The sequence below is a fragment of the Trueperaceae bacterium genome, from assembly GCA_019454765.1.
Lineage (GTDB): Bacteria > Deinococcota > Deinococci > Deinococcales > Trueperaceae > JAAYYF01.
Genome location: JACFNR010000042.1, coordinates 1 through 25,006 on the forward strand (window position 1 = coordinate 1; position 25,006 = coordinate 25,006).

A 25,006-nucleotide genomic window follows, 5' to 3' on the forward strand; every position below is an offset into this window, starting at 1 on the left:
GGGCCGGCGCAGGCGGGGTCGCGGCCGGCGCGGTCGCGGCCGGTGGGGTCGCGGCCGGCGCGGTCGCGGGCGGCGCGCTGGCCGGCGTCTCCGCGGAGGCGACCGCCGCCCCTTCCTCCTCGACCACGATCAGCACGGAGCCGACGGCGGCCTCCTCGTTCTCCTTGACGTTGATCTTGCTGACGACGCCGCCGGCGGACGACGGGATCTCCACGACGGCCTTGTCGGTCTCGAGCTCCACGAGGGGCTGGTCCTTGGCGACGGTGTCGCCCACCTTGACCAGGACGCCGACGACGGTGCCCTTCTCGATGCCCTCGCCGATGTCAGGAAGTCTTACTTCGGTAGCCACGGACGGTTCCTTTCAGGCAGGTCAGTCGACGTAGGGGTCGGCCTTGTCGGGGTGGATGTCGAGGTCATGGCGGGCGGTGAGCAGCGTCTGCTTGTCGACCAGGCCGTCGCGGGCCAGGGCCGTGAGGGTGGCGAACACGATGTGGCGGGCGTCGACCTCGAAGAAGTCGCGCAACTCCTCGCGCGCCTCGCTGCGCCCGTAACCGTCGGTGCCGAGGGAGACCATCGGGCGCGGCAGGTGCGCCGCGAGCGCGTCCGGGAGGATCTTCATGTAGTCGGACGCCGCCACGAACACGCCCTTGGCGCCGGCGAGGAGCTCCGCGACGTACGGCCGGTGCTGCGGCTGGTCGGGGTTGAGGCGGTTGTACCGCTCGACCTGGAGGGCGTCGCGGTGGAGCTCCTTGTAGGAGGTCACGCTCCAGACGGTGGCGGCCACGCCGTAGTCGCGCTCGAGGATCTCCTGGGCCTCCAACACGCAGTTCATGATGCTGCCGCTGCCGAACAGTTGGGCGTGCAACTTGCTGCGCTTGCGGCTGGCGGGCCGGAACAGGTACATGCCCTTGAGGACGCCGTCCTCGAGCTGCTCACGCGAGAGGTGCGACGGCGCGCCGGGCTGCGGGTAGTTCTCGTTCCCGACCGTCACGTAGTAGAAGATGTCCTCCTGCTCCTGGTACATGCGGCGCAGCCCCTCGCGCACGATGATGGCCAGCTCGTGAGCGAACGTCGGGTCGTAGGACATCAGGTTGGGGACCGGGTAGGTGAGGACGTGCGAGTGCCCGTCCTGGTGCTGCAGCCCCTCGCCGGCGAGCGTGGTGCGACCGGCGGTTGCGCCGACCAGGAAGCCCTTGGCGTGGCTGTCGCCGGCGGCCCAGATGAGGTCGCCCACGCGCTGGTAGCCGAACATCGAGTAGTAGAGGTAGAACGGCACCGTGTTCACGCCGTAGTTGGCGTAGGCCGTGCCGGCCGCGATGAACGACGCCATGCCGCCCGCCTCGGTGATGCCCTCCTCGAGGATCTGGCCGTCGCGCGACTCCTTGTAGTACATGAGGTGCGCGCTGTCGACGGGCTCGTAGAGCTGACCCACGGGAGAGTAGATGCCGATCTGGCGGAAGAACGCCTCCATGCCGAACGTGCGCGCCTCGTCGGGGACGATCGGCACGACCAGCTTGCCCCAGTTCGGGTCGCGCAGTAGCCGCCGCATCACGTTCACCATCACCATGGTGGTGGAGACGGCGTGGCCGGAGCTGGGCGTCATGAACTCCTCGAAGGAGTCGGCCGGCGGCGGGGCGAGCGGCGCGGCCTTGACGCTGCGCGCCGGCAGGAAGCCGCCGAGCGCCTCGCGGTGCTTGACGAGGTACTGGTGCTCGGGGCTGTCCTCGGGGGGCCGGTGGAACGGCTTGTCGACTATGTCCTCGTCGCTGATGGGCAGGTTGAAGCGGTCGCGGAAGGCGCGCATCTCGTTCTCGTCCAGCTTCTTCTGCTGGTGGGTGATGTTCTGCGCCTCGCCGGCCGAGCCCATGCCGTAACCCTTCACGGTCCGCGCGATGATGACGGTGGGCTGGCCCTCGTGCTTGGTGGCGCGGTCGAAGGCGGCGTAGACCTTGACCGGGTCGTGCCCGCCGCGGTTCAGCTTGGCGAAGTCGTCATCGCTCCAGTCCTTGACGAGCTCCTTGAGCTCCGGCGTGTTGAAGAAGCGCTCCTTCAACTCGGGCCCGCCGAACGCCGCGTAGCGTTGCGACTCGCCGTCGACGAGTTCCTCGAAGCGCTTGACGACCACGCCCTGGGCGTCGCGCTTGAGGAGGTCGTCCCAGGCGCTGCCCCAGGCGACCTTGATGACGTTCCAACCCGAGCCACGGAAGATGCCTTCCAGCTCCTGGATGATCTGGCCGTTGCCGAAGACGGGCCCGTCGAGGCGCTGCAGGTTGGCGTTGAGGACCCAGATCAGGTTGTCGAGCTTGGCGCGCGACGCGACGCGGATGGCGCCGAGCGTCTCGGGTTCGTCCGTCTCGCCGTCACCGACGAAGGCCCACACCTTGCCGCTCCCCTTCGGGTAGAGGCCGCGGTCCTCGAGGTAGCGGCGGAAGCGCGCCTGGTAGATGGAGGTGATGGGCCCGAGGCCCATGGAGACGGTGGGGAAGCTCCAGTAGTCTGGCATGAGCCACGGGTGCGGGTAGGAGGAGAGGCCCGGCGTGGCCTGCAGCTCGCGCCGGAAGTTGAGCATCCTGGCGTCGTCGAAGCGGTGTTCGAGGTAGGAGCGGGCGTAGAAGCCGGGGCTGGCGTGCCCCTGGAAGTAGACGAGGTCCGCGTCTGGGCCCTTGCCCGGCCCGCGGAAGAAGTGGTTGAAGCCGACCTCGTAGAGGATGGCGGCGGAGGCGTAGGTGGCGATGTGGCCGCCGATGCCGGGCGAGTCCTTGTTGGCGTGGACCACCATGGCCATGGCGTTCCAGCGGATGAGGTTGGTGATCTTGCGCTCCAGCTCGAGGTCGCCGGGGTATTCCGGCTGCTCCTCGACCGGGATGGTGTTCACGTACGAGGTGTCCGATTCGAACGGCAGCCTGATGCCGTGCTTCTCGGCGTGGGCCTCGAGGCGGTCGAGGATCTCGATGACCCTGTCGGCGCCGCCGCTGGCCAACACGTAATCCAGCGACTCGAGCCACTCCTTCATCTCGACCGCGTTCAGTTCCGCCAGCTCGTCGGGCCCTAGTTGTGAGCGGTCCAGATCAAGCAAGCGATCCAAGACGTCTGCCATCTCCACTGTCCTCTCGCGCGCACTGGCACGGTAGTTGCTTCGGGGCCGCCTGCGGCGGGCCGCTCCACGCTCGAGCCTCGGGCTCTTCGTAGTATCGACCGCTAGAAGGGCGCCTCTCGGTGTTGCCTGCCCCCAAGGGGGCGTTTCCCTGCGACTCGTTCGGACCGGGCGTGCGCTCCGCGTGCGCTGACGGTGGCTGCTGCGCCCGGCCGCTCATGACTCCTCCATGATACGCCAGCGGACAGCGGATCGAGTAACTTCTGGTTAATCGATTAACCAGAAGCCGGGTCGATGCCGGGCCGTGATGACTCCGCCGCCAGGCGCCGCAACAACCCCCGCACCACCGCATCGGCGCGCGCTGCCGCCAGCGCCGTGAACTCCCTGAAGTCCACCTTGGCGCCGTGATCCGCCGAGTCGGAGATGCTACGCACGATGACGAACGGCACCCCCCAGGCGGCACACACCTGCGCCACCGCCGCCCCCTCCATCTCGGCGCAGGCCGCCTGGAAGCGGGTACGCAGGCTTGCCACCAGGCCGGCGTCGGCGACGAACCGGTCGCCCGACGCCACGCGCCCCTCCAAGACCGTCACGCCCGGCAGCTCGCGCGCCGCCGCGGCGGCCGCGGCGCGCAGGGCGCCATCCGCGCTCCACACACGACCAGAGCCGGGCACCTCGCCAGGCTCGTAACCGAGCGCCGTGACGTCGACGTCGTGCTGAACCGCGTCGACGCTGATCACCACGTCGCCCACCCCGAGGCGCGGGTCGACGGCGCCGGCCACCCCCGTGAAGACCACGCGCTCCGCGCCCGCGCTCAGTAGCGCCTGCGCCAACGCCGCCGCGTTCACCTTGCCGATGCCGCACTCCGCCAGCAGGACGGGCACCCCGCAGAGCTCACCTTCTGACCAAGTGAACGGCCCGGCGCTCCCCTTGGCCGCCTCGTGCATGGAGGCCCGCAGCAGCGCGACCTCCTCGGCCATCGCCCCGATGACCGCCGTGCGCGGCACCGCGGGCACGCCGCCGGCCGCCGCCGGCGCCACCGTCAGCGCCGCTGCGGCGGGGCCGCGTAGAAGACGAGACGCCCCAGGTAGGCGCCGCCCACGACGCCCGCCGCTCCCACCAGGACGAGGATCACGAAGTTCAGGTCGAGGCCCGTGGCCGTCCCGAAGAAGCGCGTCGCGAGCACGCCGAGCGTGAGCGCCGCGCCCGTCACCAGCGTCATGGTGATGGCGTTGGGGCGCCCCTGGCGCAGCTGGAACAGGACGGAGAAGTAGCCGAACAGCAGGAAGAAGCCGGCACCCGTGAGGCTCGTCACCACCGAGCTCTCCTCCGGCGGCACGGCGGCCTGCAGGACGATGAAGAAGACCGTCGCGATCATGAGCGCCCCGGAGAAGCGGCCGGGCAGCTTGCGCCGCTGCTCCGGCGTCAGCGCCTTGACGTTGACCTGCCTGAGGTCGGGGCCGGCAGGGCCCTTGGACGCGGCGGTCGTCGGTCGGCTGCTCCGCCGCGAGCGGATCGCGTCGATGCGCGCCCGTCGCGCCTGGCGCTTCTTGCTCTTCTCCTTCTCGGCCTTCTCGTCGAGCTTCGCCTGCGCCCTGCGCAGTTGTCGGTTCATGCGGCTAGTCTACCGGGCGGGCGTCGAGCCGACCCCACGCCCCCGTGCTAGGCTCTCGCCACCCATGACCGACGACATCCTGCGCGCCGTGGCGGCCGAGTACGGCACGCCGACTTACGTCTACGACCTCGACCTGGTGAGCGCCCGCGTCGCGGCGGTGAGGGGCGCCTTCCCGGGCGCCGAGATCCGGTACGCCGTGAAGGCGAACGCCAACGGCGCCCTGCTCCGCCACCTGGCTGACCTGGGGGTCGGGGCCGAGGCCCTGACGCTCGGCGAGCTCGAGCGCGCCCTCAGGGCAGGTTTCGCGCCCGAGCGCGTCGTCCTCGGTGGACCCGGCCACACGGCCGCCCTCGCCGAGCGGGCGGCTCGGGCGGGCGTCGGGCTCGTCAGCCTCGACTCGGAGGGCGCCTGGGAGCTCTGGCGCGCGGTCGACGCGCCCACCACGCGCTTCCTGGTTCGACTCAACCCCGGTTTCGACCCGCACACGCACGACCACCTGGCCACCGCCGCTCCCGAGTCGAAGTTCGGGGAGCCGCTCCCGGCGGCGAGGCGGTTGGCGCGGAGCGTCGCGGCCACCGGCCGCCTGGCCGGCTTCCACGTCCACGCCGGCTCCATGCTCGCCGACCCGGCCGTGGCGGGGCTCGTGGTGGCCGCCCTGGAGCCGCTCCACGACGAGTTCGCCGACCTCGAGTACGCCGACGTGGGGGGCGGCCTCGCCGTGCCCGACCCCCCGCTGGCGCAGTTCGCCGCGGCCTACCGGGCGTTCGCGTCGAGTCGCGGCGTGCGGCTGATGCTCGAGCCCGGCCGCCTCCTGGTGGCGGAGGCCGGCACCCTCCTCACCACCGTCCTCCACGTCAAGGAGTCGGCCCGCCGCCACGTGATCGCCGATGCGGGCATGGCGGACCTGCTGCGGCCGGCGCTCTACGGCGCGGCCCATCCGGTAAGGAGCCTGGCCGCCGCGGCGCCGTACCGCGGCCCTTCGACCGACGTCGACGGACCCCTGTGCGAGAACGCCGACCGGCTCGCCCGCGACGCCGACCTGGGCGAGGTCCGGCCCGGCGACCTGTTGGCAGTCGGGTGGGCGGGGGCGTACGGCTTCGCGATGGCCTCCAACTACGCCTCCAGCTTGCGGCCGGCCGAGGTCGTCGTCGCCGGCGGCGCCACGCACCTGACCCGCCGGCGCGAGGTGCCAGAGGACCTCTGGCGGCTGGAGCAAGACCACTGAACTGAGGCGCGCGCCACGACCCTGTGCGGTTTTCTGTTTCCGCCTGACGGCGGGTTGGCCTAACCTGGCCGCTCAGGAGGTGCAACCTTGTCCCCCTTCCCTTCCTCTCCTTGCCCTCGTCCTCGCACGAGCTACCACCGATCCGTCGGCGCGACCGCGCTCGCGGCGCTCCTCGTGCTCGCCCTAGCGGCCTGCGGTGGGGGCCCCGCGCCCGCACCGTCGGGGCTGACCGCCAGCACCGACATCGCGGCTTCCGGCGCGACCGTCACGTTCACGGGCGCCAACCTGGGTACCGGCGGCACCGTGACCATCGGCGGCGTGCCCGCTACCGCGAGCAGCTGGACGCCTGACTCGATCACCGTCACCGTCCCCACCGGAGCGCCTCAGGGACCCCAGCAGGCGGAGGTGACCACCGGCGGCGTCACGCAGTCCGTTCCTCTCTTCGTTGGCGTCGACTTCCCGGCGGGCACGCTGGAACAGCTGGCGGCCCTCGCCTTGCCCAGGGGCACGGCCGTCAGGCTCGGTGCCGGCCGCTTCGCCGCCGCCACGCCGGAACTGGCCCTCGACAACCTGAGCCTCTACGGTCGCGGCGCCGCCGCCACGACCGTGGCCGGCCCAGCCTGGCCCGACCCGCTCTACCTGAACGCTGACGCCGGCTACGACCTAGTGCTCGCCGACCTGACGCTGGAGACCGGCTTCACGGCGATCACCGCCACCCCGCTCGTCGCGCCCGGTTCCCTCGCCACCGACCCAGACCTGTCGGCGGCCCTGCTGTCCGCGACCGGTCCGGCCGACCTGCTGACGGCCCTCCAGGCGACGCCCGTGACGACGCTGGCGGCGGCCGACGGCTCCTACGAGCTGCGCGACGTGAACATCACGCCCGTCCCCGGCGCGCCGGGCGGCATACTCGCGACGCTCCCCGGGTTCTCCGGCGTGCCCGAGTTCTACGGCGGCGACCTCCGCCTGCGCGGCGTGACCGCCGCCAACAACGACCTCGTCCTCTACGGCGGGGTCGGCGGCGACCTCGACATCGCCGCCAGCCGCCTCCAGGTCGGGGGTGCGATGCTGATGTCGATGGGCGGCACGGTAGCGGTGGACGCCTCCACCCTAAGCGCCGGCCTCGAGACCATGTCCGAGGGTCTGATGCTCACGGGGATGCGGGGCATCGAACTCACCGGTTCGGACTTCTCCGTCAAGGACGGCGACCTGGTCGTGGCGAGCGGCTACACGCCGCTCGGCGGAAGCTACCTGGCAGCCGACTTCACGGTCACGGACAGCACGTTCAGCGTCACCGACGAGGACCCCGCGGACGCCGACGACCTCGGCGAGTTGACGCTCGGCCTCGGGAGGGGCACGGCCACCGTGACGGGCAACATCTTCAAGGCCGATCGCGGGATGCGGGTTGAGGCGGTCGTGCCGGGCTCCCTCGCCGTCACGTTCGCCGCCAACACCGTCACCGCCGGCAAGGCGGGCATCGCCTCGGCCTGGTTCGGGTTGGTCGGCGGGCCGATGCAGGTGTCGGAACTCGACGGCAACACGATCACGTTCCTGAGCGAGGGCGTCGTCGGCTTCGAGATCGAGGCGGTCGGCCCCAGCGGCGTCACCTCGTTCACGAACAACACGGTCACGGGATCCGGCAGCGGCACCGCGCTGACGGTACAGCAGGGCAGCGCCGACATGGCGGTCTACTTCGAGGCGACGGGCAACACCTTCACGGGCTTCGCGAACGCCCTGCACCTCGCGGCCGACTCGGCCGTCGACCGCGAGCCGTTCACGGCCCGCATCAACGACAACGTCTTCGACTTCGTCATCGACGCGGCCCCCAAGACCGCCACGCTCGACAACATGACGGTCGCCCTGTCGGACCTCGACGCGACGCGCAACGTGTGGGGCACCAACACCGACGCGGCCACCGTGGCCGGCTACGTCACGGCGCTCGGCACCACCGAGGCCGGCGTCCTCGAGGTCGCGCCCCTGACGCTGCCCTGACCTCCTGACCGACCCCGCCGGCGGGGCGGGACCGGGCCTTGACGGCCCGGTCCCGCCCCGTCTTCACTTGCCGGCCAAGCGGCCGACCCGAGTGCATTTTTCATCTGCGCGGTGGACGCGAGACTCCTAGCCTGACGGCCAGGAGGTGCGAACGTGATCTTCAACCACCTTGCCTGGACTCGCCGGGGCCGACCCCTCGCCGGAGCGGTCCTGACCGGCGCGCTCCTGACCGGCGCGACCCTGCTGCTCGCCGCCTGCGGTGGCGGCCCGCCCCCCGCCCCGTCGGGCCTGGCCGCGGCGACCGAGGTGGCCGCCATCGGCGCGCCCCTCGCCCTCACCGGCCTGAACCTCGGCAGCGGCGGCACGGTGACGGTGGGCGGCGTGACGGCCACCACGACCAGCTGGACGCCGACGGCGATCGAGGCGACCGTCCCCGCCGGCGCGCCGCAGGGGCCGCAGGTCGTCGAGGTGACCACCGGCGGCGTTACCCTCACCACCACCCTCTTCGTGGGCGTCGACTTCCCGGCGGGCACGCTCGAGGAGCTCGCCGCGCTCGCGCTGCCGCGCGGAACGGCCGTCAGGCTCGGCACCGGCCGCTTCGAGGCCTCGTCGCCAGAGCTCGTTCTCGACAACCTGAGCCTCTACGGGCGCGGCTCGGCCTCCACCACTCTCAGTAGCTCCGGCACGCCCGGCATGCTCTACTTCTACGGGGACGACGGCTACGACCTCGTCATGGCGGACCTGACGCTGGAACTCACCGGCGCGAGCGTCGTGCCGAGCCCGCTCACCACGCTGGCGGCGGCAGGAAGCTCCATGGCGGCGACGCCGGGGGCCCTCGACGCCCTGACGAGCGCCGCGAAGCTCCCGGACCTCGCGGACCTCGCCAGGGCCACGCCGGCCTACCTGACGGCGCAGGACTCCGTCGGCGGCTCGCTAGACCTCAGGGACGTCGTCCTCCGCCCCGGCGGCGGCGCGCCCCCTGCCTTCTTCGCCACGGCCACGCTGACGAGTCCGCCCAGGTTCTACGGCGGCGACGTGACCCTCACGCGCGTGACGACGGCCGGCGCCACCAGCGGCCTCATGCTCCTCCTCGCCACGGGCGGCGACATCACGATCGAGGACTCGACCCTGAGCGCCGCCATGGGAGGCGTCGCCTCCGTCTTCGGCCAGGCGCGCGTCAGGTCCTCGGAGCTGACGATCGACGGGATCGCCTCGGGCCCGCTGCAGGTCATCGGCGCGCGAGGCCTGGAGATAACCTCCTCGACCCTACACGCCGTGGACCGCGACATCATGGTGGGAGCCGGAGGCGGCTTCCTGGGCTCCGCCGTGCCCCTCATGGCCAACGTCACGGTCACCGACAGCAGCCTGACGGCGACGGACGCCGACACGGCCGACGCGGACGACGAAGGCGAACTGGTGGTGATGTTCGGGGCCGGGGAGATCAGCCTCGCCGGCAACCACATCCGAGGCGACCGAGGCGTGGCCTTCACTAACCCGTCCGAGTTCGCCGCGCTCCTCACCGTCACCGGCAACGACTTCACGGTGGGCGCCACCGGCATCGCCACGGCCAGCCTGGTCTCGGCCGGCTCCGGCACGCAGGTCACGACGTTCAGCGACAACGAAGTGACGTTCCTTAGCGCGGGCGGCTCCGTGTTCGGCGGGAACCAGCCGAGCACGACCGTGACGGGCAACACCTTCACGGGCGTCGGTTCCGCCGGCACAGCCTTGACGGTCATGCAGGCCGAGCACGAGTCCGCGGTCGACTTCAGGGCCACGGACAACGTCTTCACGGGCTTCCTCAACGCGCTCGCCCTCCAAGCGAACGCCGACGTGGCGCGCGAACCCTTCGCCGTCCGCATCAACGACAACCGCTTCGGCTTCCCCATCGACGCCGCTCCGAAGGCGGCGACGCTCACGAACATGGCGGCCACCCTGTCGGACCTCGACGCGACGCGCAACGTGTGGGGCACCAACACGAGCGCGGCCACGGTCGCGACCTACGTTACGGCCACCAACCCGGCCGACCCGAGCGTCCTGCAGATCGCCCCCATCACCCTCCCCTGACCCCGCCCCGCTGAGGCGGAGCGGCGCGGGCCGGAACCGTGGGGGTTCCGGCCCGCGCCGTCGCGCCGGGCCCGGCGCTAGACTCGGGGCATGAGAGACGTGAAGAGCCTGCAAGGCAAGTACCTGACGGACGCCTGGCGCACGGCCGAACGCACGTTCCCCGTGGTCGAGCCGGCCTCCGGCGCCGTCCTGGCGCACGCGGCCGACTGCGACGCGGCCGAGGCCTCCCAGGCGGCCGGCGTCGCCTGGGAGGCGTTCCTCGCCTGGCGGTCGACCAGCGCCTTCGCGCGCGCCACCCTCCTCGCACGCTGGCACGACCTCATCCTCGCCAACGAGGAGGTCCTGGCGACCACGATGGCGCGCGAGATGGGCAAGGCCCTCAAGGAGTCGCGGGGCGAGGTCCGCTACGCCGCCGGCTTCGTCGGCTGGTACGCGGAGGAAGCGAAGAGGGTCTACGGCGACCTCTTCCCAGGCCAGGACCCCGACAAGCGGCTGCTGGCCGTACCCCAGCCCGTCGGGCCGGCGTTCGGCATCACGCCATGGAACTTCCCCCTGGCGATGGTCACGCGCAAGGCGGCGCCCGCCCTGGCGGCCGGTTGCACCTTCGTGCTCAAGCCGGCCGAGCAGTCGCCGCTCTCGGCGCTCCTCCTGGCCGACCTGTGGCTCGAGGCCGGCGGCCCGGCCGGCACGCTGCAGGTCCTACCCACGGCCGACCCCGCCGCCGTCGCCGGGCCGCTCATCGCCGACCGGCGCGTCCGCAAGCTGACCTTCACGGGCTCCACCGAGGTCGGCCGGCTCCTATACGCCCAGGCGGCCGCGTCCGTGAAGCGCATCTCGCTCGAGCTGGGGGGCCACGCCCCGTCGCTCGTCTTCGAGGACGCCGACCTCGACGTCGCGGTCGCGCAGGTGATGGCCAGCAAGTTCAGGAACGCCGGGCAGACGTGCGTGTGCGCCAACCGCGTGTACGTGCACCGCTCCCTCGTCGACGAGTTCGCGGCGCGCTACACCGCCGCGGCCGAGCGCCTGGTTGTCGGCGACCCCCTCGACCCCGCCACCGACATCGGACCGCTGGTCGACGAGCAGGCCGTCGCCAAGGTCGAGCGCCACGTGGCCGACGCGGTCGCCGGCGGTGCCCGCGTCACCACGGGCGGCAAGGCCGCGGGCGGCCTGTACTACCCCCCGACCGTGCTCACCGACGTGGCGCCGGACGCGCTGATGCTGCGCGAGGAGACGTTCGGCCCGGTCGCCCCGATCGTGGCGTTCGACTCCGACGCCGAGGCCGTCCGCCTCGCCAACGACACCGAGTACGGCCTCGCCGCCTACGTCTACACCCGCGACCTGGCGCGCGCCTTCCGCGTCTCCGAGGCGCTCGAGTACGGCATCGTCGGCGTGAACGACGGGGTGCCGTCGGCGCCGTACGCGCCGTTCGGCGGTGTGAAGCAGTCGGGCATCGGCCGCGAGGGCGGCCCGTGGGGCATCGAGGAGTACCTGAGCGTCAAGTACGTCTCGCTGGGCCTCGGCCCGGCCTGAGGGAAGAGGCGGTGAAACGCGCCACGGGCGGCACCGAGGCGGCCGCGCCGCCGGACGGTGCCCGCGCGCTCCTGCTGGAGCTGACGACCGCCGCCGGCGCAGGCGAGGCCACGGCCGCGGCCTTCTACGCGCGCGCCTCCGAGCGGCTGCGCGGCGCCTTCGGCGCCGAACAGCACTTCGCGCGGGCGCTGGGGAACGACCGCTTCCTGCCGCTCCTGCTCGCAGGAGAGGTCCGGTTGGCGGCGGTCGAGCGGATCGGCGACAGCGCCCGCGGCACGCTGGTCGCGACCGGCTCCGCCGCTGCGGGCGAGCCGCCGGCGACGTTCATCCTCGCGGTGGCCGTGGCGCGCCACGGACCCCACGCGGGGGAGTGGCGGCTCAGCGGCGTGGCGCGTGAAGGCGTGGACCTCTGAGCCGGTGACCAGGCGACCCTCACGGTCGCGGCGGGCGGCACCGCCCTGCCGGACCTGGCCCGCCGCGGTGCCCTGACCCGCCGTTCAGTCGGCGGCGACGGTGAGGGTGGCCGCGAGCGGCACCGCCCTGCCGGACCTCGTCTGTAGCGTCGCCCTGAAGCGGTACGGCCCCGGCACGATGCCGGTAGGGACGTCGACCCTGACGACCGCCCATAGCGTGTGATCCACGCGTGTGCGGCCGAACGAGGCGCTCGTCGTGACCGTCGCCCGCTCCGCCTTGACCTGGACCAGCTCGAGCCGCCAACCGGCGGCGACGGTCGCGTCGTGCATGCCGAACATGGCGGTCACGTCCCCGACCTCCGACGCGTACCCGGAAGGGACCCACAACGTGGCCTGGAGGTCGCGGGGCGCGAGGCCCAGCTGCTCCATGTCGAGGTCGAACCTGAGGTAGTAGCTGCCGCCCTGGGCCACGGCCACGCCGTTCGGGCCGGGCGTCACGGGCGTGTTGGCGCTGCCGCCCACCACCGCCGGCGCGCATCCGGCCAGCACGAGCGACCACGCCACGAGGGCGGCCACGCCGAGCGCGAGGCGCCGCCGGGCGCGCGCGCTGGGCAGGTTGCGAGCTTCCGACCTGAGCGACATGGCGGCAGGCTACCAGAGCTTGATGAGCGGGTCCAACTGCTGGGCGTGGTCGGTGGGCCGCCGTCGGGTCCCGCCCCCACGCTCCGCCCCGGGCGCAGGGGTCACCGACGCCGCGGCCCCAGCGAGCCGCTCCCGCAGATGGGCGAGGGAGCGCCGGCAGTGGGTCCGCATGGACGCGAAGGCGGCCCCCTTGTCGCGAGCCTCGAGCGCCTGGTACACGGCCGTCAGGTCCCGCTCAGTACCGCGCGCCAGAGACTCCTCGCGGTACACCGCGCGGAAGCGCCGACTCACCAAGCGAAGCTCGGTCACGGCGCGCGCCAGCCGCCGGTTGGGCGTGGCCGCGAGCACGACGTCGTGGAACTCCGCGTAGCTCGCCAGGTAACCGGGCGCGTGATCCGTCTCGAGCCAGAGCCGCAACTCGGCGAGGGCGCGAGCGGCGTTGGCCAGGTCGTGGTCGCCCACGCGCTCGGCGGCGTCCCTGGCGGCCACCGGCTCCAGAACGCCCCTCAGCTCGGCCGCCCACAGCGCCTCCTCCGGCGGCAGCGCCTTGACGGCGACCCGCGTGTGCGGCTGGATCTCCACCAGGTCGTCGCGTTCGAGCAGCCGCAGCGCCTCGCGCACGGGGATGGGGCTGACGCCGAGGCGCGCGGCGAGGTCGTGAAGAATCAGGCGCTCGCCCGGCGCGAGGTGGCCGTCAAGGATCTCTTCCCGCAAGGCTCCATAGACCCGCATCAGCTTGGTGGTCATCTCCCCCGACCTTCTTCCGGCCCGCGTCAGGCCCGCGGGCACGGGGTGCTCGCTCGCCTACGACTGTCGTGGCCGCAGCCACGATATCGCATGGCGAGACCCTGGCGCGCCCGACCGTCCACCCACGCCCCCTCCGCCGCGCGGAGCGTGCCATGATGCGCCGCGAGGGCCCGACGCCCGCCCGTCCGACCATGACCAAGCCTGCCGACTCACCCCAACCGCCCCTGCCGGTGGGCGCCAACCTCTCCGAGGCGCGCCGGCGCCTGCTGGGCGAGGTCATGCGGCGGCGCCAGGACGGGCGCACGGTCGAGGAGCTCGCGGAGGCCCTGGCGGTCACGCGCACCGCCGTCCAGCAGCACGTCACCGCCCTGGAGCGCGACGGCCTGCTGCGCGTCGCGGGCCAGCGCAGCACCGGAGGGCGGCCGAGCCGCGCCTACACGCTAACGGAGACCGCCCTCGAGCTGTTCCCACGCAGCTACGCGCGCCTGGCCGACGACATGCTGCGCACGGTGCGGGAACTCTACGGCGAGGAGGGCCTCGAGCGCATGCTCGTTACGATGGCGGAGGACCTCGCCGCCGAGCTCGCGCCGCGCCTGAGCGGCAAGGCCGGCGCGGAGCGCCTGACGGAGGTGGCGGCCATCCTCAGCGAGCTGGGCTACGAGGCGCACGTCGACGCCAAGGGGCGCCTGCGCGCCGTGAACTGCGTGTTCCACCAGCTGGCGCGCAGCAGCCCCGCCGTGTGCCGCTACGACCACGTCCTCCTAGCCGCCCTGCTCGGCGAGGACGTGCAACAGCTCTCCTGCATCACCGACGGCAAGGCGGCCTGCGTCTTCGCCCTCCGCTGACCCGTGAGCACCGACCCGCGCCCCGGGACGGGCACGCCCCGGCCGAACGAACCGGTGACGCCCTTGCGCCTCGGCGAGGTGGCGAGCACCTGGTTGCCGTTGGCGGCGAGCTGGTTGGTGATGGGCCTCGAGGCGCCGGTGGTGAGCGCGGTCATGGCTCGCCTCGCGGACCCCGAGGTTCACCTGGCGGCCTACGGCGGGGTCGTGCTCCCGCTCGCCCTCATCATCGAGGCGCCCGTCATCATGCTCCTCGCGGCCAGCGTCGCGCTGGCCAGGGACGCCGCCTCCAGCGCCCTGATCTACCGCTTCATGATGATCACCGGCGCCGCGCTGACGGCGCTGCACGCCCTGCTCGCGTTCACGCCCCTGTTCGACGCCGTCGTGCTGCCGCTGCTCGGGCCGCCGGCCGGCGTCGCCGAGCCGGCGCGCCTCGGCCTCAAGATCATGCTGCCCTGGACCTGGGCCATCGGGTACCGCCGCTACCACCAGGGCCTCCTCATCCGGTTCGGGCGCTCGCATCACGTGAGCGTCGGCACGGTGCTGCGCCTGCTCGCGGTGAGCGCGGCCGCCGCGGCCGTCGGTTTCGGGGCGGGTGCGACAGGCATAGTGGCCGCCACCGTCGCCATCGCCGTGGGAGTGACGGTCGAGGCGCTCTACAGCGCCTGGGCGGCCCGGCCCATCACCCGGGTGACGCTGCCGCGGGCCGCGGCGCTCGCCACCCCGCTCACGCTCCGGTCGTTCCTCGCCTTCTACCTGCCACTGGTCCTGACGAGCCTGCTGTCGCTGCTCGTCCAACCGGTGGGGAGCGCGGCCATCGCGCGGATGCCGGGCGCGCTCGCGTCCCTGGCGGTCTGGCCCGTGGTGAACGGCCTGCTCTTCATGCTTCGCTCGGTCGGCTTCGCGCTCAACGAGGTGGTGGTGGCGCTGCTCGACCGGCCGGCCGCCTACGCCACGCTCAGGCGCTTCACGGCGCTGCTGGCGGCGGCCCTGCTCGTGGTCACGGCCGGCGTGGCGTTCACGCCCCTCGCCCCCTTCTGGTTCGGCTCGCTCTCCGGCCTCGGGCCCGACCTGACGGCGCTCGCCGTGGTCGGCTTCGGGTGGGCGCTGGTGTGGCCCGCGCTCGACGCTGCGCGCAACCTCGTGCAGGGCGTGGCGGTGCACGCCCGCCGCACGCGGGCCATCGGCGCCTCGATGGTCGTCTTCTTGGTGGTCAGCACGGCGCTGCTGGCGGCGGGAGTCGCTAGCCAACGGTTCACGGCGCTCCCAGCCGCGATGGTGGCGTTCGTCGTCGCCACCCTCGTTCAGGTCGGCTGGTTGGCGTGGCAGGTGCGGGGGGAGCACCGGGAGGAGGCGGCACCACAGGCCGCCCCGCCCTCAGTACTGGAAGAAGGCTAGCCGCGTGTCCGCCCGGGTGCCGCGGTCCCGTGCGGGCGGTGGGGCGGCGCGCAGCTCGGCGGCGAGGCGCTTCGCCTCGGCCAGGTAGGCGGCGTACTCCTCCTCGCGCCCACCCCGCGTCTCGGGCACCGCTTCCCACTCCTCCGGCGCGAAGCCGGCCGCCGGCGCCTCCCTCTCGCCGCCGTGCCGCCACGCTCCCGACTCCCAGTCGAAATCGTAGAGCGGCAGGAAGGCATCCCCCTCCTCGGCGAGGAACTCCACCGCCGCCAGCAGGAACTCGAACTCCGCGTCGTCGAGCAGGTAGTGGAAGCTCAGGCGGCTCCAGCCGGGCTTGAGGCCCTCGTAACCGGCCTCGACCTGGGCGAGGTAGCGGAGCGACTCCTCGTCGCCTATGCCCAGCAGGTCGTGTCCGTACGGGCCGGCGCACGAGCAACCCGCGCGCCCCTGGACGCCGAACAGGTCCGAGAGCAGGCGGACGACGAAGCGCGGGTGCAGGTAGCGACCGTTCGGCCGCAGCAGGAACGACACGACGGCCAACCGCGGCGCCGTCACGTTGCCGAGCACCTCGACCTTGGGGTTGGCGCAGAGCCGCTCCAGCGCCCGACCGATGAAGCGCGCTTCCCTCTCCTCGATGACGTCGACCCCGACGCGCTCCTTCACCCTGAACGCCATGGCCGCCCGCAGCTTCTGGAGTATCCCGGGGGTGCCGGCGTCCTCCCTGGACTCGACGTCGCTGACGAAGCGGTGTGTGGCGGGGCTGACGTAGGTGACGGTTCCGCCGCCGGCCGTCGTCGGCGCTGAAAGGTGGTAGAGGCCCGCCTCCATGAGCAGCAGCCCGGGAGACCCCGGACCGCCCAGGAACTTGTGCGGACTCAGCACGACGGCGTCGAGGCCATCGCTCGCGCCGGGCGCCGTCTCGCGGACGTCGACGCCGACGTAGGGTCCGGCCGCGGCGTAGTCGAACGCCGCCTTGGCGTCGTGGGAGTGCAGCAGCCTTGCGACGGCGCGCACGTCGGTCTTGAGGCCGGTGACGTTGCTGGCGGCCGAGAACGAGCCCAGCCGCGGCCTGCCCAGGTAGCGCGGGTCGGTCAGGGCCCGCTCGAGGGCGGCCAGGTCGAGGGTGCCGTCGGCGGCGAGCGGGATCCTGACGACCTCGGCCAGGGATTCCCGCCACGACACCTCGTTCGAATGGTGCTCGTATGGCCCCACGAAGACCACGAACCGCCCGGCGGGCGGCAGGACGGCGAGGACCTGCTCCCGCAACCGCGGCGGCACGCTGACGCCCAGGATCTCCTGCAACCGCTTGAGTGCGCCCGTGGCGCCGGTGCCGGCGAAGATCAGCTTGTGGGTGCCCGACCCGCCCAGGCACCGCTTGATGTACTCGCGCGCCCGCTCCGTGAGCTCGGTGACGTGCGCTCCCGTCGCGCTGTCCTCGGTGTGCGAGTTCGCGTAGAGGGGGAGCACGCTGCGCGCCAAGGCCGTCTCGACGGACCGCAACGGCCGGCCCGACGCGATGTAGTCGGCGTAGGTGAGGCGCCGGGCCCCGAACGGGGTGGTGGCGAGGGAACCCTCGCCGATGACGTCCCGGCGCAGTTCGTGGATGGTGAGTCGGCGAGCAGTCGGCGCTGCGGTCATGTTCCGCCTCCCGGCCGCCCGGCGGAGGCCCGGAGCGTGGCGACGGCGCCACCTCGGCGCGCCGACCGGACCCGAGCGGCCGAGGTCAGGTTACACGCACGCGGCCGCTAGGGTAGAGTTGTCAGTCGTTGAGGGGGAGTAGCCGCCCGTCCCCGGGAGCGCGTCATCGTCAACACGGTCGTCAACGGCGGCCCGGTGGCGCGCGCGAAGGCGAGACCCTAACGGGAGGTCGTCGTGACCGAACCGCTATGGGCGTGGGGCGCCTTCATCGGCTTCGTCCTCGTGATGCTAGCCATCGACCTGGGGCTCTTCCAACGCAAGGCGCACGTAGTGAAACCGCAGGAGGCAGCGTTCTGGACCGCCACCTGGGTCAGCCTGTCGCTCCTGCTGGGCCTCGGCTTCCACTTCTGGCTGGGTCCCGAGAAGGCCATCCAGTACATCACCGGTTACGTCCTCGAGTGGTCCCTGTCGGTCGACAACATCTTCGTCTTCGTCCTGGTGTTCACCTACTTCAAGACGCCCTTCAAGTACCAGCAGCGGGTGCTGCTATGGGGCATCCTCGGGGCGCTGGTCCTGCGCGGCATCATGATCGTCGTGGGGGTGGCGCTGATCCAGGCGTTCAGCTGGATCTTGTACCTGTTCGGGGCCTTCCTGCTGTTCACGGGCGGGCGCATGCTGTTCCAGAAGGACGACGGCGAACAGGACCTCGAGAAGAACCCGGCGTTGCGCCTGGTGCGCAGGGTCATGCACGTCACCCACGAGTACGACGGTCAGAAGTTCTTCACCGTCAAGGACGGCGTGCGCATGGCGACGCCACTCCTGTTGGTGCTCGTCGTCATCGAGTTCACCGACCTGCTGTTCGCCGTGGACTCCATCCCCGCCATCTTCGCCGTCACCACCGACGGCTTCATCGTCTTCACCGCCAGCATCATGGCGGTCCTCGGCCTGCGCTCGATGTACTTCCTCCTGGCGCACGTCGTGCACCGCTTCGTCTACCTGAAGACGGGGCTGGCGTTCATCCTCGTCTACATCGGCGCCAAGATGCTGCTCCTCGACGTGCTGCACATCCCCAGCCTCGTGTCGCTGGCGGTGGTGGTCGCCATCCTCATCGTGAGCGTGGTGGCATCGCTGGTCTGGGGGCGCCCGGCGGGACCGACGGAGGGGGGCGCCCTGCCGCCCAGCTGAGGCCGGCGCCGGCGTGGCGCTCAGGCGCGACCTTGTGACAACCGTTGCGGCGACCTGTGCGCTCCTGCCCGGAGCAGCGTTCGCGGCGGCCGACCTCACGGCCACGGTCGTCGACGGGCGCCTGGAGGTCCCTCAGGTGTTCGCCGGCGAGGGTTACCACGCCGTAGCCCTGGTGAACGAGTCGGCGCGGCCGGTCACGTTCGCGCTCGCGCGGCTCCTGAGCCAGGCCAGCGCCGCCGGGCTCTGTGGAGCGTCGACCAACGGCCTGCTACTCGGCCCCTAGCGCGGTAGGGTCTTAGGCGGAGCGGCCGCGCGGAGCGGGCGCGAGACGAGGAGTGGAGGCGCGTAGGACGATGGCACAGCGGACGAAAGAGCAGGTGCTGGAGTACCTCGGCCGGGCCGAGGTGGCGGCCGTGGGGACCTCCAACATGGGGTCGCCGCGCCAACGCATGATGCACTTCGCGGCCGACGACGACTTCGACGTCTACCTGACGAGCATGAAGGGCGACCCGAAGATCGTCCAGTGGCGCAACATCCCCGAGACGGCGCTCCTGGTCCACCAGGGCGACAAGTTCATGGAGATGGAGGAGTGCGAGATCATCGGGCGCGCCGAGATCGTGCCCGACCGCGACCGCCCCAAGGCCGTCGCCCTGCTGCGCGACCGCTCACCGATCGTGGCGCAGATGGAGCAGCAGGGCGCCCTCGACCGGCTCGAGTTCATCCGCGTGCGGCCGTTCACCGTCAAGTACCGCTTCGTGCCCGAGATCCTGCAGGGCCAGGCGCCCACCCTCTTCGACTTCCCCGCGAACCGCGCGCGCACGAGCGCGTGGGACGACCTGATGTCGAAGGCGCGGGCCTACCTCACGGCGCTCAGGCCCCTCTCTCTCACGGCGTCGCTCGTCTCCATCCTGGTGGGCGGCGCGTTGGCGGTGGCCGCCACGGGCACCCTGCGGCCCGGCCTCTTCGTCCTCACCCTCCTGGCCGGGCTCATGGTTCAGGCCGGCACCAACATGATCAACGACTGGAAGGACGCCGAGCGCGACCTGGACAACCGCTCCGCGCTGCGGCCCTTCAGCGGCGGCTCCCGCGTCATCCAGCTTGGGCTCGTCTCGCGCGCCGAGATGGGTTTCTGGGGCCTCGCGCTGAGCCTCGCCGCCGGCCTGATCGGGCTGGCGCTCGTGATCGTCAGCGGCTGGGGCCTCCTGCCGCTCGTCCTGTACGGCGTCGTCGCCGGACTCTTCTATACCAACCAGCAGGGTGGCTTCTCGCTCATCAACGCCGCGCCCGGCATGGGCGAGTTGCTGATCGCCACCACGTACGGCGTCGGCATGGCCCTCGGAACCTACTACGTCCAGACGGGCGCCTACTCGCTCCAGGCGGTCCTCGTGTCGCTGCCGGTCGCGCTGTTCATCACGAACGTGCTCCTCGTCAACTCGTTCGCCGACGCCGAGTCGGACGCCAAGACGGGCAAGCGGACCCTGGTGGTGCGCCTCGGGACGCGGCGCGCCAAGGACGCGCTCATCGGCGGCTTCGCCCTCGCTTACGGCATCATCGCGGCGCTGCCCCTCCTCGGCCACGCACCGTACGCCATCTACTTCGCCTTCTTGTCCCTGCCGTTCGCCGTGCAGGCCATCAGGTACGCCCAGCGCTTCCACGACGCGGGCGCCTTCGACCTCGCCCCCAGCAACGGTCACACCGCGATCGCGCACCTCTTCACCGGCCTGCTGCTCGTCTTCGCGCTGCTGCTCGCGCCTCTCGGCCTGGTCGTGCCGCTCGCCTTCCTCGCCGCCTCGCTGCTCCTCGTCCTCTGGGTGTGGCGTTACATCGAGCGGCAGCGGCGCGTCATGGAGGAGTTCAGGGTGGCCTTCCGCTCGCGCTGAGCGCCGGCCGCCCGCCCGGAGGGCGCCCCAGCCTCCGCGCGCGCCCGGGCCGGGCGCAGGTCGCGCCCAGGTCCCGTCGGGGTCGGGCCGAACGCCGGCGGTCGCAGAAGCGTCCACGACGGCCTTCGCGCGCCTCGCCGGCGCGCCCGTCCCGCCCGCGGTCCCGAACCCGTCCGGGCGCAACGCCCCATGACGCCGGGACGCCGGGCCGTACACCATGCGGCCGGAGGTGCAAGATGAACGGTCGGTCGTACGTATCGGGTGAACGAGTCGAGCACGCCAACAAGCGGCTGGGCAGGGTCGTGGCGGTGGCCTGTCTACTACTGGCCGCGCTCACCGTGGCGCAGGCGCAAGGCAGCGTCAGCGCCGCCTACACGGGCAGCCGGGTGCAGGCGCCGCAGACGGTCGCCGGCCTCGGCTTCAGGTCCGTGGAGCTCAAGAACCACGGCGCCACGAAGGTGACCTTCGACATCTACCGCCTGCTGCCTGGCACCAGCCTGGCAGACTTCTCGGCCGCCAGCATCGCGCTTCACGAGGCGATCCAGGGCGGCGCCCCGACGGCGCCGGCGCTCCAGCGCATGGCGGCGTTGGCCGTGCCCGTCGGCACCAGCAGCGTCTCGCCGCACCAGTCCGCGGCGCTGTTCGTCGACTTCGCGTTGGGTGACTACGCCGTGGCCGCCACGCCCGCCGGCGATCCGGGCGGGGCGAGCTTCGCGACCTTCCACGCCACGCCTGGCGGCGAGTCCGCCGGGGCGCCGTTCCCGTCTCACAACCTGACGGTGTCGGACGCCTCGGTCGGGAGCTCCACCTCGGTGGCCGCCGGCAAGAACCTCTGGGCGATAACGAACAGGGGCAGCCGCGTGCACCTCGTGAAGCTCTATAGGCTCCTCCCTAACAGGACGGCCGCGGAGTTGCAGGCCTACCTCGACGGCAGCCAGCCGGGGCTGAGCAAGCCGTACGACAAGACGTCGGTGGCGGGTCCGGTCGCGCCCGGCAGCACGATCTACGTGACCCTGGACCTGGCGGCCGGCAAGTGGGTCGGCCGGACCGTCACCGACCACCAGTCGGCGTCGGTGCGACCCGCAGGCGGCCTCAACCACCTGTTGCGGTACGGCTGAGGGTTCCCGGCTGCTCGGTAGCGCGGCGCGCGCCACCTGCGAGGAGCGGGGGTCGGGTTGCACCTCGCTCCTCGCCTCGATGCGCTATGATGCCGGAACACGAAGGACAGGTGCGAGCATGGGGGACAGCTCCAACATCCGTCCACCGCGTCGTCAGTCTCGCCGCCCTCGCCACCCGGTGGTCGTGCCCGCCAGCCCCGTCAACGGGGAGGCGGCGTTGCGTGCCGCGCTTCACGACAGGCTCGGTCCGGCGCTGGCCAACCTGGCGATGCGCCTCGAGGTGGTGGAGGCCGCCGTTGCCGACGCCGCGCTCCGCGCGCAGTTCGCGGAGCTGCGCCTGGAGGCGGCCGCCCTGGTCGCCGAGCTCGGCCGCATCGTCCACGGCGAGCCGCCCGAACCCCTCGCCACCGACGGGCTCGTGGCCGCCGCGAGCATGGCGTGCGCCCGCACCGAACGGCCCGGCCTGCAGATCGACTTCACCGTCTCCGGCGCCCCCGTCGAACCGCCCCTGCCCCTCTCGGATCTCCTCTATCGCGCCGTCCTCGAGGGCACGGCCAACGTGGCCCGCCACGCGGAGGCGTCGAGGTGCGAGGTGCGGTTGCGCTTCGGCGCGACCGACGTGAGCCTCGAGGTCGAGGACGACGGCAAGGGGATAGCGCACGACCACCCGCCGGGCCCACCCACCCGGCGCGGGCTCGGCTTGAGGAACCTGCGGGGGTCTACGCGCTCGCTGGGTGGCGAGATGCGCCTGCACCGGCTGCCGTCGGGGGGCTCCGCCCTGTCCATCAGGCTGCCGCTGCCGCGCCGGGCGCTGCCGCCCGTCCGCACCCCCCGCCAGCGATGAAAGGTGTGACAGATGCCGAGGTTCGATCCCGGCCCGTCCCACGAGCCGCGGGGCAAGGGACCCTCCGGCCAGGGACAGACGACGGTGCTCGTCGTGGACGACCACGAACTGTTCCTGGAAGGCTTGGCGCTGCTGGTCGGCACCGTACCGAGCTGCCGGGTCGTCGGCGTGGCGCACGACGGCGCCCAGGCGGTGGCGATGGCGCGCGAGTTGCGCCCGCAGGTCGTCCTCATGGACGCCCGCCTGCCCGGACTCAGCGGCGCCGAGGCGACCGCACGCATCGTCGCCGATAGGCCAGGCACCGCGGTGGTCATCGTCAGCATGTTCGCGGACGACGACTCCGTCTTCCGTGCGCTGCGCGCCGGCGCCAGGGGCTACGTCCTCAAGGGCGCCAGCAAGGCCGAGCTGGGTCGCGCCATCGAGGCGGCGGCCAACGGCGAGGCGTTCTTCGGCCACGCCGTCGTGGAACGGTTCCGGCACTTCTTCGCGGCCTTCCCGGGCGCGGGGTTCGCCGTCCCCTTCCCGGAACTGACGCCCCGCGAACGGGAGGTGCTCACGCTCGTCGCCCGCGACCTCCACAACCTGGAGATCGCGCGGCTCCTTCGGGTCACGCCCAAGACGGTCCGCAACCACGTGTCGAACATCCTCGGCAAGCTCGAGGTGACGAGCCGCAACGACGCGGCGCGCAAGGCGCGAGCGGCCGGCATGGGCGAGTGAAGGCGCAACCGAGGGCAGGAGTGGGCCGGGTCGTCACCAGCGGTAGTAACGCGCGAACCGGATCTACCTACCTCTAGGGCACCGACCGAAGACGATCCGCCGGTGAGAGATGCCGAGGCATGTCGGATGCCAACCGTGGCCCGCGCGAAGCGGCCCTGACCCTCGCCTGCCGGAGGAACCAGCCCCAACGGAACCCAGCATGCTTCGATCGGCGGCAACCCTGACTACTATTTCGTAGTCAGCGAGCTTGACTACCTTTTAGTAGTCGCCTATGATGACTACGATCTGGTAGTCAGGAGGCGTGGATGGAGTTCACAGGCAAGGTCACCAGCGCCGAGTCGCTGGGAAGGATACTGCAACAGGCCCGCCTGCTAAGGGGCCTGAGCCAACGCGAGCTCGCCGAGCGCCTTGGCACCACGCAACGCTACATCTGGGAGATCGAGGCCGGCAAACCCTCCATCTTCATGGCGCGGCTGTTCGCCATGATGCGCGAAGTCGACGTCGAGCTCTCCGCCACCATCAGATCGCCCGAGAAGCATGGCTGACCTGGCCGTAGAACTGTACGGCACCCGCATCGGCACGCTGAAGGGCGACTGGCGCACGTTCGACCTGGAGTTCGAACCGAGCGCCGTGATGACATTCGGCATCGACAGCCCCATACTGTCGGTCGCCGTCCCGCTGGCGCTGGTGCCCACGCGAGCGCACAAGCAGAGACGCCGCAACTTCTTCCAGGAGCTGCTTCCCGAAGGCCGCATGCTGAAGCGCCTGGCCCAGGAAGCGAACGTCCCCGAGAGCGACACCATCGGCCTGCTCCGCCGCTACGGCCGCGACGTCGCCGGGGCCCTTCAGATCTGGGACCCGGACGAACCCGGCGAACCCCACCAACCGAGGCTCGAACCGCTCGACGAAGCCGGGGTGGCAGGACTGCTCGAGAACGTGCAGACCTTCCCGCTAGGCAACAAACCCCGGGGCGGCAAGTCGTCGCTGGCCGGGGTGCAAGACAAGATCGTCCTGACGCACACCTCGGAAGGCTGGCACAGAGCCCTCGACGGCCATCCCTCCACCCACATCCTCAAGCCCGTGCCCGAGGGCCTCCCCACCGTCATCTACGACGAGGAGTACGGCGCCCGCCTCGCTCGTGCCGTGGGGCTGATCCCGTACCGCACGTGGGTCCAGGGCTTCGCCGGCGTGCCCGCGCTGGTCATCGAACGCTACGACCGCGCCCCCGATGCACCACAAGCCCGGATCCATCAGGAGGACTTCAACCAGGCCCTCGGCGCGAGTGGCCACGAGAAGTATCAACGCTACGGCGGGAAAGTCGGCCTGACGCGCATCGCGCGTCTGCTAGAACAGTGCCCGAAGCCCACGAGCCTGGAGGTCCTCCTCCGAATGGTGACGCTAGCCGCCGCCGTCGGCAACCTGGATATGCACGCGAAGAACCTCTCCCTCCTTCACCTCGCAGAGGGAACCGTGGAGCTCGCCCCGGCCTACGACTTCGTACCGCAAGCGCACCAACGGAACGACGGGGAGATGGCGCTCGCGGTCGCCGGCGAGTACCGCCACGCGCACATCACACGGGCCCACCTCATCGAGGAAGCCCTCACCTGGGGCCTCGCCGACCCTGGCCCAACCATCGACGCGGTGCTCGAGACAGTGCTGGAGACCGCTCCCCAGGAGAAACCGCACCCACGAGCCTACCCGCGACTGACAGCCGACATCTCACGCTTCGCGCAGAACCTCCTGAAGGGCCGTGCGACCGGCCCGCCAACGGGCGAGCAGCGAAGCTGAACCGTGTCGCGGCGCTGGCACCCGACTCCGCACGGCTGGCCGCCTACCTGGACCTCATCCCCCGCACCCGCCACCCGGAGCTGAAACGACGGCCGGCGTGGACCACGGAAGGCCGCCGAGATGCGGTACGACGACGCGGCCGCCTTCAGGGCCGCCCTGGCGGCCAACCTCCGCACCCAGCATCCGGATAAGGACCTGAGCCGCCTCCTGAAACGCACCATGATGGAGCGCTTCCTAGCCAGGACGGCGACCGCCCTGCCAGACCAGGCGATCCTCAAGG

General features: G+C 71.8%; 23 protein-coding genes. 16 read left to right on the forward strand and 7 right to left on the reverse strand.

The genetic code is table 11. The annotated features are described in order from the left end of the window. From H3C53_10795 to H3C53_10810, 4 genes are all read right to left on the reverse strand, one after another. Positions 1–349 (reverse strand): hypothetical protein (locus H3C53_10795; protein MBW7917153.1); only part of this gene is annotated, 349 nt, incomplete at its 3' end. Between the two features lie 21 nt (positions 350–370). Further along, positions 371–3,097, reverse strand: coding sequence for a pyruvate dehydrogenase (acetyl-transferring), homodimeric type (gene aceE / locus H3C53_10800; protein MBW7917154.1), 2,727 nt, complete (start codon positions 3,095–3,097; stop codon positions 371–373). Between the two features lie 272 nt (positions 3,098–3,369). Continuing rightward, the gene (locus tag H3C53_10805; protein ID MBW7917155.1) at positions 3,370–4,074 is read right to left on the reverse strand and encodes a 5'-methylthioadenosine/adenosylhomocysteine nucleosidase; all 705 of its coding nucleotides are present in this window, start codon (positions 4,072–4,074) and stop codon (positions 3,370–3,372) included. A gap of 62 nt (positions 4,075–4,136) precedes the next feature. Beyond that, positions 4,137–4,709: a hypothetical protein gene (locus tag H3C53_10810; GenBank protein ID MBW7917156.1), complete on the reverse strand. Its 573-nt coding sequence runs from the start codon at positions 4,707–4,709 to the stop codon at positions 4,137–4,139. 64 nt (positions 4,710–4,773) lie between these two features. Between H3C53_10810 and lysA the strand changes: the two genes are divergently transcribed. From lysA to H3C53_10835, 5 genes are all read left to right on the forward strand, one after another. After that, positions 4,774–5,934, forward strand: a complete 1,161-nt coding sequence (gene lysA, locus H3C53_10815) for a diaminopimelate decarboxylase (GenBank protein ID MBW7917157.1) — start codon at positions 4,774–4,776, stop codon at positions 5,932–5,934. 87 nt (positions 5,935–6,021) lie between these two features. Beyond that, positions 6,022–7,923 carry an IPT/TIG domain-containing protein gene (locus H3C53_10820; protein MBW7917158.1) on the forward strand — a complete coding sequence of 634 codons (1,902 nt, stop codon included), beginning with the start codon at positions 6,022–6,024 and terminating at the stop codon, positions 7,921–7,923. A gap of 153 nt (positions 7,924–8,076) precedes the next feature. After that, positions 8,077–9,987, forward strand: coding sequence for a right-handed parallel beta-helix repeat-containing protein (locus H3C53_10825; protein ID MBW7917159.1), 1,911 nt, complete (start codon positions 8,077–8,079; stop codon positions 9,985–9,987). Between the two features lie 90 nt (positions 9,988–10,077). Next, positions 10,078–11,517, forward strand: coding sequence for an NAD-dependent succinate-semialdehyde dehydrogenase (locus tag H3C53_10830; protein ID MBW7917160.1), 1,440 nt, complete (start codon positions 10,078–10,080; stop codon positions 11,515–11,517). A gap of 11 nt (positions 11,518–11,528) precedes the next feature. After that, a complete protein-coding gene (locus H3C53_10835; GenBank protein MBW7917161.1) occupies positions 11,529–11,930 on the forward strand; it encodes a hypothetical protein in 402 nt (133 codons plus the stop codon). A gap of 84 nt (positions 11,931–12,014) precedes the next feature. Here the strand turns inward: H3C53_10835 and H3C53_10840 are convergent, their stop codons facing one another. Both H3C53_10840 and H3C53_10845 read right to left on the reverse strand, forming a co-directional pair. Next, positions 12,015–12,572 carry a hypothetical protein gene (locus H3C53_10840; protein ID MBW7917162.1) on the reverse strand — a complete coding sequence of 186 codons (558 nt, stop codon included), beginning with the start codon at positions 12,570–12,572 and terminating at the stop codon, positions 12,015–12,017. 9 nt (positions 12,573–12,581) lie between these two features. Further along, positions 12,582–13,319: a GntR family transcriptional regulator gene (locus H3C53_10845; GenBank protein ID MBW7917163.1), complete on the reverse strand. Its 738-nt coding sequence runs from the start codon at positions 13,317–13,319 to the stop codon at positions 12,582–12,584. Between the two features lie 191 nt (positions 13,320–13,510). Here H3C53_10845 and H3C53_10850 point away from each other — a divergent pair, with 191 nt between their 5' ends. Both H3C53_10850 and H3C53_10855 read left to right on the forward strand, forming a co-directional pair. Next, positions 13,511–14,164, forward strand: a complete 654-nt coding sequence (locus H3C53_10850; protein MBW7917164.1) for a helix-turn-helix domain-containing protein — start codon at positions 13,511–13,513, stop codon at positions 14,162–14,164. 3 nt (positions 14,165–14,167) lie between these two features. Further along, positions 14,168–15,559, forward strand: coding sequence for a hypothetical protein (locus H3C53_10855; protein ID MBW7917165.1), 1,392 nt, complete (start codon positions 14,168–14,170; stop codon positions 15,557–15,559). On the opposite strand, the gene H3C53_10860 is transcribed toward H3C53_10855, so the two are convergent. Continuing rightward, entirely contained in the window at positions 15,539–17,194 is a 1,656-nt protein-coding gene (locus tag H3C53_10860; GenBank protein ID MBW7917166.1) for an aminotransferase class V-fold PLP-dependent enzyme, read from the reverse strand. The genes H3C53_10855 and H3C53_10860 overlap by 21 nt on opposite strands. A 285-nt stretch (positions 17,195–17,479) precedes the next feature. On the opposite strand from H3C53_10860, the gene H3C53_10865 reads away from it, so the two are divergent. The 9 genes from H3C53_10865 to H3C53_10905 form a co-directional block, all read left to right on the forward strand. Next, positions 17,480–18,379, forward strand: coding sequence for a TerC family protein (locus tag H3C53_10865; protein MBW7917167.1), 900 nt, complete (start codon positions 17,480–17,482; stop codon positions 18,377–18,379). Positions 18,380–18,413: 34 nt separating this feature from the next. Continuing rightward, on the forward strand, positions 18,414–18,662 hold the full coding sequence (locus H3C53_10870) for a hypothetical protein (protein ID MBW7917168.1): 249 nt from the start codon (positions 18,414–18,416) through the stop codon (positions 18,660–18,662). A 70-nt stretch (positions 18,663–18,732) separates the two neighbouring features. Then, positions 18,733–20,259, forward strand: a complete 1,527-nt coding sequence (locus H3C53_10875) for a prenyltransferase (GenBank protein ID MBW7917169.1) — start codon at positions 18,733–18,735, stop codon at positions 20,257–20,259. A 236-nt stretch (positions 20,260–20,495) separates the two neighbouring features. After that, positions 20,496–21,377: a hypothetical protein gene (locus H3C53_10880; protein MBW7917170.1), complete on the forward strand. Its 882-nt coding sequence runs from the start codon at positions 20,496–20,498 to the stop codon at positions 21,375–21,377. 184 nt (positions 21,378–21,561) lie between these two features. After that, positions 21,562–22,221: a hypothetical protein gene (locus H3C53_10885; GenBank protein ID MBW7917171.1), complete on the forward strand. Its 660-nt coding sequence runs from the start codon at positions 21,562–21,564 to the stop codon at positions 22,219–22,221. A gap of 12 nt (positions 22,222–22,233) precedes the next feature. Beyond that, positions 22,234–22,938, forward strand: a complete 705-nt coding sequence (locus H3C53_10890) for a response regulator transcription factor (protein MBW7917172.1) — start codon at positions 22,234–22,236, stop codon at positions 22,936–22,938. A gap of 305 nt (positions 22,939–23,243) precedes the next feature. Continuing rightward, on the forward strand, positions 23,244–23,483 hold the full coding sequence (locus H3C53_10895) for a helix-turn-helix transcriptional regulator (GenBank protein ID MBW7917173.1): 240 nt from the start codon (positions 23,244–23,246) through the stop codon (positions 23,481–23,483). Further along, positions 23,476–24,726, forward strand: coding sequence for a HipA domain-containing protein (locus tag H3C53_10900; GenBank protein MBW7917174.1), 1,251 nt, complete (start codon positions 23,476–23,478; stop codon positions 24,724–24,726). Before H3C53_10895 ends, H3C53_10900 begins: the two co-directional genes overlap by 8 nt. A 120-nt stretch (positions 24,727–24,846) precedes the next feature. Continuing rightward, positions 24,847–25,006, forward strand: a 160-nt coding sequence (locus H3C53_10905; protein ID MBW7917175.1) for a hypothetical protein, incomplete at its 3' end; no start/stop codon positions are given.